This window comes from Streptomyces sp. NPDC094143 (assembly GCF_040303825.1).
Taxonomy (GTDB): Bacteria; Actinomycetota; Actinomycetes; order Streptomycetales; family Streptomycetaceae; genus Streptomyces.
The window spans coordinates 98,894-107,448 of record NZ_JBEOTZ010000028.1; the positions used below are offsets into that span (position 1 = coordinate 98,894).

General features: G+C 71.9%; 9 protein-coding genes. 3 read left to right on the forward strand and 6 right to left on the reverse strand.

Features of this window, described 5'->3' with window-relative positions:
• Nucleotides 1-12: 12 nt before the first annotated feature.
• Nucleotides 13-714: a B3/B4 domain-containing protein gene (locus ABTZ58_RS29505; protein ID WP_351363103.1), complete on the reverse strand. Its 702-nt coding sequence runs from the start codon at nt 712-714 to the stop codon at nt 13-15.
• A 217-nt stretch (nt 715-931) separates the two neighbouring features.
• On the opposite strand from ABTZ58_RS29505, the gene ABTZ58_RS29510 reads away from it, so the two are divergent.
• Nucleotides 932-2,302: a hypothetical protein gene (locus tag ABTZ58_RS29510; RefSeq protein ID WP_351363106.1), complete on the forward strand. Its 1,371-nt coding sequence runs from the start codon at nt 932-934 to the stop codon at nt 2,300-2,302.
• A 23-nt stretch (nt 2,303-2,325) separates the two neighbouring features.
• On the opposite strand, the gene ABTZ58_RS29515 is transcribed toward ABTZ58_RS29510, so the two are convergent.
• Genes ABTZ58_RS29515 through ABTZ58_RS29525 form a run of 3 tightly spaced genes read right to left on the reverse strand, consistent with a single transcriptional unit; the run spans nt 2,326 to nt 5,581 of the window.
• Nucleotides 2,326-3,396, reverse strand: a complete 1,071-nt coding sequence (locus ABTZ58_RS29515; RefSeq protein ID WP_351363109.1) for a threonine aldolase family protein — start codon at nt 3,394-3,396, stop codon at nt 2,326-2,328.
• The gene (locus ABTZ58_RS29520; RefSeq protein WP_351363160.1) at nt 3,393-4,142 is read right to left on the reverse strand and encodes an SDR family NAD(P)-dependent oxidoreductase; all 750 of its coding nucleotides are present in this window, start codon (nt 4,140-4,142) and stop codon (nt 3,393-3,395) included. Before ABTZ58_RS29520 ends, ABTZ58_RS29515 begins: the two co-directional genes overlap by 4 nt.
• 41 nt (nt 4,143-4,183) lie before the next feature.
• Nucleotides 4,184-5,581: a DUF6421 family protein gene (locus tag ABTZ58_RS29525; RefSeq protein ID WP_351363112.1), complete on the reverse strand. Its 1,398-nt coding sequence runs from the start codon at nt 5,579-5,581 to the stop codon at nt 4,184-4,186.
• Nucleotides 5,582-5,831: 250 nt separating this feature from the next.
• On the opposite strand from ABTZ58_RS29525, the gene ABTZ58_RS29530 reads away from it, so the two are divergent.
• Nucleotides 5,832-6,515 (forward strand): glycerophosphodiester phosphodiesterase, encoded by a 684-nt coding sequence (locus tag ABTZ58_RS29530; protein WP_351363115.1) that lies wholly within the window; start codon nt 5,832-5,834, stop codon nt 6,513-6,515.
• Between the two features lie 3 nt (nt 6,516-6,518).
• Here ABTZ58_RS29530 and ABTZ58_RS29535 read toward each other — a convergent pair whose 3' ends face one another.
• Nucleotides 6,519-7,058 carry a GNAT family N-acetyltransferase gene (locus ABTZ58_RS29535; protein WP_351363117.1) on the reverse strand — a complete coding sequence of 180 codons (540 nt, stop codon included), beginning with the start codon at nt 7,056-7,058 and terminating at the stop codon, nt 6,519-6,521.
• A 72-nt stretch (nt 7,059-7,130) separates the two neighbouring features.
• On the opposite strand from ABTZ58_RS29535, the gene ABTZ58_RS29540 reads away from it, so the two are divergent.
• Nucleotides 7,131-7,523, forward strand: coding sequence for a VOC family protein (locus ABTZ58_RS29540; RefSeq protein ID WP_309096800.1), 393 nt, complete (start codon nt 7,131-7,133; stop codon nt 7,521-7,523).
• Nucleotides 7,524-7,768: 245 nt separating this feature from the next.
• Here ABTZ58_RS29540 and ABTZ58_RS29545 read toward each other — a convergent pair whose 3' ends face one another.
• Nucleotides 7,769-8,287, reverse strand: coding sequence for a MarR family winged helix-turn-helix transcriptional regulator (locus ABTZ58_RS29545; RefSeq protein ID WP_351363163.1), 519 nt, complete (start codon nt 8,285-8,287; stop codon nt 7,769-7,771).
• Nucleotides 8,288-8,555 lie beyond the last annotated feature (268 nt).

Genomic DNA, 8,555 nt, shown 5'->3' on the forward strand with positions numbered 1-8,555 from the left:
GGCTCAGGCGGCTCAGGCGGCGGACCAGGGGGCGCGGATCTCGATGTCCGCGCCCGGACTGAACTTCTCCAGCAGCTCGGCCAGTTCCGCCGCGGCCGCCGTCACCCCGGCGACCGGCATCGGGGCCATGCTCTCCAGCAGGAAGATGCCCGAGGTCGTCCGCTCGGTGAGCCGGGTGCGCGGCCCCTGGCGCCAGTTCCAGCGCCGGCAGGTCACGCCCGCGTCGTCGCACCACACCACTTCGCCCGCTTCGGGGTGCTCGACGGTCTCCTCGCCGCCCGCGACGGTCACGAAGTCCTCCGCGCCCGTGGCCCGCACCAGGCGCATGCCGCCCTGGACGCGGTCGAGGTCCTCGCCGCCGACCGGGATCAGATGGGCGACGCTGACGGCGTTGTAGAGGTCGACGAGCAGGTTGACGCGGGGCAGGCCGGCGTCCGTCAGGGCCCGCTTGGCCAGGGCCTCCGCGGAGTTGCGGGTGCGCGACGGCTTCGCGCCGAAGGCCGTGTAGGCCGTGCGCCAGGCCGCCATGTGCGGGTCCTCGTGCGGGGCGCGGCCGTCCAGCCGGGCCGCGAGCCGACGGGCGGCGTCGTCCAGCAGCTGCGCGCCGGCATCCGTGCTCGGCCCGTTGACCAGGCCGTGCGCCTCGATCGCGACATGGGTGAAACCGGGCGCGAGCGCGCGGACGTCGTCGGACACGGTGAGCGTGAGTGTCATGGTCGGGCCTCGGAGTGCGGTGGGGAGCGCGAGCATGGTGCATCATACAGGACTCGTCAGTCCACTCCATTGAACGCGGGATCAACAGTTGAGACGTGCGCATACCTGTGCACGGCCGCGGAAGACGGCCGAACACCGCCGCAACCCCCGGCCCCGCCACAACCCTTCCCCGGAACCACGGGTCTCGGGTTCACGGATCGGTGACGAGGAGGGGGACATGAAGCACCTACGACGTCTGGCAGGGGCCGCGGTCACGTGCGGCGCCCTCGCGGCCGGGGGAATCGGGGGCGCGCCCGCGCAGGCCGTGGAGAACCAGTTGTGGATCAGCGCACCGTACGAGACGGTGCTGCCGGGCGCGGAGGCGGACGGCAGCGCCCGCGAGCGCAGCCTGGAGGTGTCGGTCAGCAGAGATGTCGCGGACGGCAGCGTGCCGGCCGGGCGGTTGACGGTCGACGTGAGCGAGGTCGCCGCCTTCGCCCTGGTGTCGTGGCCGGCGAACTGCGCGCCCGAGTCGGAGGTCAGGGCGGTCTGCGCGTTCCCGGAGATGACGGAGGGGACGGACACCGTGGCGGCCGCCACGTTCGGGCTGCGGGCGCTGCCCGGAGCGGACCTCGGCGCCTCCGGGTACGTGCGCTATTCGGCCACCGCCGGGGAGTTCACCTCCCACGCCGGTGAGACCCGGGTCGGCCTGGGCAACGGGCCGGACCTCGGCCTCAGCCAGGCCCCCTACCAGCGCGACCTGAAGCCGGGCACCGGGACGAGCGTGCCCGCGACGGTGTCCAACACCGGCAACCGCACCGCCGAGCGCACCCTGATGTGGATCAGCGCCTCGTACGGGCTGCGCTTCGAGGAGCGGCACGCGAACTGCGAATACCGGGACCACACCACCGGGACGGGAGCCCTGTGCGTGCTGGACGAGGCGGTGGCGCCCGGGCAGCGGTACACGATGACGACCCGCCTGGGCGTCGGGCGCAAGGCGATGTACGAGCGGTTCGACCAGTCCGTCCAGCCGTACTCGGACGAGGCGCTGAAGGCAGCCCGCGGCGAGTGGACGTGGTCCCGGGGCACGGGCCCCGAGCTGGACCTGCGGCCCGTGGCGACCCGGGCGGCGGCGGCGTCGGAGCCCGACATCGACCCGCAGGACAACTACCAGGCCGTCATCCTCGACGCCCGGAACACCGCCGACCTGCAGCTCACCGGCAGCAGGGTGCGCGGGGCCGCGGGTGACACCGTGACCGCCGCGATCACCGTCCACAACCGCGGCCCGGCCTGGGTGGCGTCGCTGGGCGCGGGAGCCTCCGTGGCCACCGTACGGTTCCGGGCGCCGGAGGGGACCACGGTCGGCCCCCTGCCGGAGGACCGGTGCCGGCCGGCGGAGGACGGCGCGTCCCCCGCCACTTACTACTGCCGCACACCGATCCACCTGCACGACAAGGCGTCCTACACCTTCGAGATCCCGCTGCGGATCGACCGGGTGGTGCGCGGGGCGCAGACCACCGTGGCGACCCTCAACGACGACCCGGAGCTGAGCATCCGTGAGTTCGACCCGAACCTGCGCAACAACATCGCGCGGATTCTCGTCAACTGACGGTAGTCGCAGGGGAGATGGCCCTAACGGGCCATCTCCTCCTTCAGCGCCGCGAGGAACGCGTCCACGTCCTCCTCGGTCGTGTCGAACGCGCACATCCAGCGGACGTCACCCGCGGCCTCGTCCCAGAAGTAGAAGCGGAAGCGCTTCTGCAGGCGCTCGCTCACGTCGTGGGGCAGGCGCGCGAAGACCGCGTTGGCCTGCACCGGGTAGAGGATCTCCACGCCGTGCACGGACCGCACGCCCTCGGCGAGGCGCTGGGCCATCTCGTTGGCGTGCCGGGCGTTGCGCAGCCACAGGTCCCGGGCGAGCAGGGCCTCCAGCTGCACGGACACGAACCGCATCTTGGAGGCGAGCTGCATGGACAGCTTGCGCAGGTGCTTCATGTGGCTGACGGCGTCCTGGTTGAGGACCACGACGGCCTCGCCGAAGAGGGCGCCGTTCTTCGTGCCGCCCAGGGACAGGATGTCGACGCCGGCGACGTCGGTGAGCGTCCGCATCGGGACGTTCAGGGTGGCGGCGGCGTTGGCCAGCCGGGAGCCGTCCAGGTGCACCTTCATGCCGTGCGCGTGGGCGTGCTCGCACAGGGCGCGTATCTCGTCCGGTGTGTAGACCGTGCCCAGCTCGGTGGCCTGGGCGATCGACACGACCTGCGGCATCGCCCGGTGCTCGTCGTCCCAGCCGTATGCCTGCCGGTCGATCAGCTCGGGCGTGAGCTTGCCGTCGGGCGCCGGGACGGTGAGCAGCTTCAGCCCGCCGACCCGCTCGGGCGCGCCGCACTCGTCGACGTTGATGTGCGCGCTCTCGGCGCAGATCACCGCGCCCCAGCGGTCGGTGACCGCCTGGAGCGCGACGACGTTGGCGCCGGTGCCGTTGAAGACCGGGAACGCCTCGGCCGAGGCCCCGAAGTGGCTGCGGACGACGCTCTGCAGGTTCTCGGTGTAGGCGTCCTCGCCGTAGGCGACCTGATGCCCGCCGTTGGCCAGGGTCAGGGCGGCGAGCACCTCCGGGTGGGCACCGGCGTAGTTGTCGCTGGCGAAACCGCGGACCTCGGGGTCGTGGTGGCGGCGGGCGTCGGTCTTCGGCGGGTTCACGGCTTCTCGGTGAGCCACAGACGTTTTCCGTTCACTTCGGCGGCGGGCTTCTCCCAGACTTCGGTGATGGCCTCGGCCAGGTCCTTGACGTCGGTGAAGCCCGCGAACTTCGCGTTGGGGCGGTCGGCGCGCATCGCGTCGTGCACCAGTGCCTTCACCACCAGGATCGCAGCCGCCGAGGTCGCACCCTCGGGACCCCCGGCCTTGCGGAAGTAGTCGGCCATGGCCAGCGTCCACGCCTCGGCCGCCGCCTTGCCCGCCGCGTAGGCGGCGTTGCCCGCGGTGGGCTTGGTGGCCCCGGCGGCGCTGATCAGCACGTACCGGCCGCGGTCGCTGCGCTGCAGCGCCTCGTGGAAGGCGAGGGACGTGTGCTGCACCGTGCGCACCAGCAGCATCTCCAGGAAGTCCCAGTCGTCCAGACTGGTCCTGGTGAAGGTCTCGCTGCCGCGCCAGCCGCCGACGAGGTGGACCAGGCCGTCGACGCGGCCGAAGTCCTTCTCGATCCGGGCGGCCCAGTCGCGGGTGGCCTGCAGGTCGAGCAGGTCGACGGTGTCGCCGGTGACGGTGGCGCCGCCGGTCGCGTAGCTCGCCGCGTCCACCGCCTCCGCCAGCCGCTCCGGGTCGTTGTCCGAGCCGATGACGGTCGCTCCCGCCTCGGCCAGCCTGAGCAGCGCCGCCCGGCCCGCCGGCCCGCCCGCGCCGGCCACCGCGATCACCGCACCGCTGAGCGCCCCGTTCCCCGCCATGTTCTTCGCCTCCTGAGCAGTGTTCCCGGTCTGCCGATCGCTCACGCGGCGATCCGCTCGGCGCCGTCCGCCGTGATGCCCTTGGTGGAGGCGATCACGTTCTTCAGCTTCTTGGACAGTGCCTCATAGAACATGCTCAGCGGAAACTCGTCCGGAAGCACGTCATCGACGAGTCTGCGCGGCGGCTGCGTCAGGTCCAGGGCGTCGGGGCCCTTGGCCCACTTGGAGCCCGGGTGCGGGGAGAGGTACGTGGAGACGAGCTCGTACCCGGCGAACCAGTGGACGAGCTTGGGCCGGTCGATGCCGTCGCGGTACAGCTGCTCGATCTCGCCGCACAGCTCGTTGGTGACCTGCGGGGCGCGCTCCCAGTCGATGGTGAGCTTGTTGTCGGTCCAGCGGACGACGTCGTGCTTGTGCAGGTAGGCGAAGAGGAGCTGGCCGCCGAGGCCGTCGTAGTTGCGCACGCGCTCGCCGGTGACCGGGAAGCGGAACATGCGGTCGAAGAGGACCGCGACCTGGACGTCGCGCGCCTGCGGTACGCCCTCGGCCGCCAGCTTCACGGCCTCCTTGAAGGCGGTGAGGTCGCAGCGCAGCTCCTCCAGGCCGTACATCCAGAACGGCTGGCGCTGCTTGATCATGAACGGGTCGAAGGGCAGGTCGCCGTGGCTGTGGGTGCGGTCGTGGACCATGTCCCACAGGACGAACGCCTCCTCGCAGCGCTTCTGGTCGTGGACCATCGCGGCGACGTCCTCGGGCAGCTCCAGGCCCAGGATGTCGACGGCGGCGTCGGTCACGCGGCGGAAGCGGGCGGCCTCGCGGTCGCAGAAGATGCCGCCCCAGGTGAACCGCTCCGGCGCCTCGCGCACGGCGATGGTCTCCGGGAACAGCACGGCCGAGTTGGTGTCGTAGCCGGAGGTGAAGTCCTCGAACTTGATGCCGCAGAACAGCGGGTTGTCGTAGCGGGTGCGCTCCAGTTCGGCCAGCCAGTCCGGCCAGACCATGCGCAGCACGACCGCTTCGAGGTTGCGGTCCGGGTTGCCGTTCTGCGTGTACATCGGGAAGACGACCAGGTGCTGCAGACCGTCCCGGCGGTTCTGCGCCGGCTGGAAGGCGAGCAGCGAGTCCAGGAAGTCGGGCACCTGGAAGCCGCTGTCGGCCCACCGGGTCAGGTCCTTGGCCAGGGCCTCGTGGTACGCCTGGTCGTGCGGGAGCAGCGGGGAGAGCTCCAGGACCGCGTCGGCGACCTGCCGGACGGCGAGCTCGGCGTCGGCCGGGTCGGGCGCGCCCTCGGCGTCGAAGTCGATCGACCCGTCCTTGGACTGCCATGGCCGGATCCGCTCCACGGCATCCTTGAGCACGGGCCATGCCGGGTGCTCCACCACCCTGGCCACGGGAGGAACCCCGCCCTCCGAACCCACTTGCACAAGAATTTCCGTCATGTCCCATCCTCCACGGGAGAATCTCACGTATGCAGACCGTATACACACGAGGTTCCTCCCAGCAAGGGCCACCTCGGGAAATTATCCTGCCGCACCCCGCCCTTCACCGCACTTTTTCCTGCCGATCACGCTTATGCCCGTGCGCGCGCCGACCATACGCTCACTCTCCGCAAGGAGGGGGCGCAGGCGATACGGTCGGGTGGGCCCTGCGGGCCCGCACTGCCGCCTGTCGACGGAAGAGAGTCGCGTCTTGAACTTCCTCACCATCGGTCACCGCGGAGTCATGGGTGTGGAGCCCGAGAACACCCTCAGGTCCTTCGTCGCCGCCCAGGAGGCCGGCCTCGACGCCATCGAACTCGATCTGCACCTGAGCAAGGACGGCGCGCTCGTCGTCATGCACGACACGGACGTGGACCGCACGACCGACGGCACCGGGCCGATCGCCGAGAAGACCCTCGCCGAGCTGCGGACCCTGGACGCGGGGCGGGGCGAGCGGGTGCCGGTCTTCGAGGAGGTCCTGGAGGCCGTCCAGGCACCGCTCCAGGCGGAGATCAAGGACGCGCGGGCGGCGCGGGCCCTGGCGCGGGTGATGAACGAGCGGGGGCTGGCCGGGCGGGTGGAGGTGTCCTCGTTCCACGACGAGGCGATCGCCGAGATCAAGCCACTGGTGCCGGGGGTGCGCACGGCGCTGATCGCCAGCCGCTACGGCACGGACGTCGTGGACCGCGCCGTCGCGGCCGGCGCCGAGACCGTCTGCCTCAACATCCGCCGGCTCACCCTGGAGATCGTGGAGCGCGCCCGCCAGGCCGACCTGAGGGTCATCGGCTGGGTGGTGAACACGCAGGACCATCTGCGTCTGGTCCGGGCGTTCGGCCTGGACGGCGCGACCACCGACCACCCGGACATCAAGCGCACCGGCCGCTTCACGGCCTGAGGGCTAGCCGAGCTTTTTGACCAGCAGCTCGAACTGCAGGTCGTCGCGGAGCGGGATGCCGAAGCGCTCGTCGCCGTACGGGAACGGGGTCATCCGGCCCGTGCGGCGGTAGCCGCGGCGCTCGTACCAGGCGATGAGGTCGTCACGGACGGAGATCACGGTCATGCGCATCTCCGTCACACCCCAGGTCTCACGGGCCTGCCGCTCCGCCTCGGCGATGATCACCTTTCCGAGGCCCGCGCCCTGGAGTGCGGGGCTGACCGAGAACATCCCGAAGTAGGCGTGGTCACCGCGGTGCTCCAGCTGGCAGCAGGCGACGATCCGGCCCTCCCGCTCCACGGTCAGCAGCCGGCTGTCGGCCGCCTTGATGACGGCCCGTACCCCCTCCGGGTCGGTCCGCTGCCCCGCGAGGATGTCCGCCTCGGTGGTCCACCCGGCCCGGCTGGCCTCGCCCCGGTAGGCCGACTCGATCAGCGCGACCAGTTCGTCCACGTCCCCGTCGGTGGCGTCGCGGAAGGTCAGTCCGGTGGCAAGGGTGTCCATGGGCGTACGTCTCCGTGTCCTGGGCGCGGCTCGGGCAGGGTCGAGCGTAACCCTGCCACTAGTCTCGGGTGCATGGTGCATGTACTCGGCAGCCGGATCCTGCTCCGCCCCACCGACCCCGACAAGTCCCGGGCCTTCTACGGCGAACAGCTAGGGCTCGCCGTCTACCGGGAGTTCGGGACCGGGCCCGAGCGCGGCACGGTCTACTTCCTGGGCGGGGGCTTCCTGGAGGTCTCGGGGCGGGCCGAGACACCGCCCTCGCCCGCCGTGCGGCTCTGGCTCCAGGTCGACGACGTGACGGCGGCCCGGGACGAGCTGACGGCGAAGGGCGTGGAGATCGTGCGGCCTCCGGTGAAGGAGCCCTGGGGGCTGGTCGAGATGTGGATCGCGGACCCGGACGGCACGCCGATCGTGCTGGTGGAGGTCCCGGCCGACCATCCGATCCGCTACCGCCCGGGCATCTGACGCGGCCTGACCGGCGGGGATGGCCTGACCGGGGGATTCGGCCCGGCTGACAGCCGGCTCGTCCACCGGGTTCGGCCCGGCTGACGTCCGGCTCGTCCACCGGGTTCGGCCCGGCTGACGGGTCTCGTCCGACCGGGTCGGCCTGACCGACGGGATCGGATCGACCGACAGGCTCGGCCTGACCGACGGGATCGGATCGCCCGACAGGCTCGGAAAGCAGGGTGCGCTGCCTACGGGCCGGCTTCTCAGGCCCGCAGCGCGCCCAGCCTGCCTTCCAGCTGGGCGAGCAATTCCCCCAGCAGCGCGGAAAGTTCGCCCTGCTCCGGGCCGTCCAGTCCGGACAGCACGGCGGTCTCGTAGGCGAGCTGGGCCGGCAGGATGCCGTCGACGAGGTCGCGGCCGGCGTCGGTGAGGCGCAGGTGGGCGACGCGGCGGTCGCGGGCGTCGCCGCGGCGCTCGACCAGGCCGCGCTCCGTCAGCTGCTTGAGCCGCTTGGTGACGGCGGCGCCCGAGGAGAAGGTCTCTCGCGCCAGCTCCCCCGGCGTCAGCTCGTGCCCGGTGCGGCGCAGCGCGCCGAGCAGATCGAACTCGGGGCGGCTCAGTCCGGCCCGGCGCAGCGGGGCGTCCTCGGCCTGCTGGAGCAGGGCGGCGCAGCGGTTGATCCGGCCGATGATCTCCATCGGTCCCGTGTCGAGGCCGGGGTGCACGGCCCGCCACTGCCGCACGACAGCGGAGACGGTGTCGGTACGCGGTGCCCCGGCCACACCCGCCTCGAAGCCGGATGTCTCACCGGCCGGGTCGTTCCCGTGACCGGCGCCGCGAGTCCCGCCGCCCGCTTCCGCTCCGGCCTTGTCGGCCGCGCCACCGGTGGGACGCGAACCGCTGGCCGCTGCGCCCTTGTCGCCACCGCCAGCCGCAGGACGTGCACCGCTGTCCACCCCGGCCCCGTCAGCCCTGCCACCCGTGGGGCCCGCACCGCTCGCCGCTGCGCCCTTGTCGCCACCACCACCCGCGGGGCCCGCACCGCTGTCC